Origin of the sequence: Chitinilyticum litopenaei DSM 21440, from assembly GCF_000428145.1 — a bacterium.
In the GTDB taxonomy this organism is placed as follows: Bacteria; Pseudomonadota; Gammaproteobacteria; order Burkholderiales; family Chitinibacteraceae; genus Chitinilyticum; species Chitinilyticum litopenaei.
On the sequence record NZ_ATZJ01000091.1, the window covers coordinates 1 to 1,166 of the forward strand.

A 1,166-nucleotide genomic window follows, 5' to 3' on the forward strand; every position below is an offset into this window, starting at 1 on the left:
CATCGGCGGAGTTGTCTGTGGATCGGTCTGGAAAGCATATCCTATGCGGCTTTAAGCCCTCCGCCGACCCCGAACTCATGAAAAATCCGGGCTAGTGCCAACCCGGCCTCGCAAGCTGATGCTTGGGGGCATGTGATCAGTCGAATCATGTCGCTTGTTCCAGCCTATGAGCTGGAATTTTGACTTTAGCTCTCACAGCCAAACTGGTGTGATAGTGCTGAACTATCAAGACGAATGTGCGATGTGCGAATGGTGCGAGGTGCTGCGAGGGGGGGGCGTCGCACCATGCGGCAAAAATGGACCGGCGATAAGAATGGCAGCTTGACTGTGCCAGGCGGCGCGTTGTCCATGCCGCTGCGCCGATCTGATGACGATGCAGAAAACTCAGTGGCCATTGCTGGAAATAAGCCACGCTGGTTTCAGTGGCACTGTCCTTGGAGGCGCACCATGTCCGATATGACGTTGAACATCGACACCTTGTTGGTCGAGCTGGACACCGCCTTGCGGACGATGACACTAAGCGACTCGCTGAGAGACGCGCCAGTGCTCTTGCTGAACGGGGATTGGGACAGCTTGCCAGCCCCCGACCAAAGGGGGCGGCTCTTGGCGGCGCGCGGGGTCTTGTCGGAAGCGCGACGATTAAAAACGCAGCTGTCTACATCAGCCTGGTCGAGCAAGCAGGCAGCCCTGCATCCCGGCGACTTGTACTGGATAGCCTTGTGCGCCAGCTTCGGCGGGACGGAATAAGCCCGGCACTGCGAAGCAGTTGCCATCCCCCCTGCACCTGAACGGGTGGCATGACTGGCGGGGGAAGGGCAGTTGAGGACAAGCGTCCCGCCCTCTGTCCCCATTTGATTCTCCAGCCCAGCGCACCGTGCAGTTCCGGTATCTACGCGGAATCAGCTTCTTCTTCCGGCTCCCCATACTTGGGCGGGTCGGTCAGGCAGAACAGCGTTCGGGTTTCCGTCCAGGCGCTTTCCTCGTCCATCCCCACCAGCATCAGCGCATCCATTTCCATCCGGGTCAGTTGTGCCGCAGCGATAGCCTGTCGGGTCAGCCATTCTTTCGGCACGGTGAGGTTGACCGCGAATTTCGGATACCAAGCGTAGCCAGATAAACTGGCATACGGAGGTATCGATGTACAAAATCCCGAAGCAGAGCTACAC

General features: G+C 58.6%; 2 protein-coding genes. One reads left to right on the forward strand and one right to left on the reverse strand.

The annotated features are described in order from the left end of the window. The first annotated feature begins 447 nt into the window (after positions 1–447). Positions 448–747 carry a hypothetical protein gene (locus C515_RS0116485; protein WP_028456394.1) on the forward strand — a complete coding sequence of 100 codons (300 nt, stop codon included), beginning with the start codon at positions 448–450 and terminating at the stop codon, positions 745–747. 142 nt (positions 748–889) lie between these two features. Here C515_RS0116485 and C515_RS23770 read toward each other — a convergent pair. Continuing rightward, positions 890–1,166 (reverse strand): hypothetical protein (locus C515_RS23770; RefSeq protein WP_211234093.1); only part of this gene is annotated, 277 nt, incomplete at its 5' end.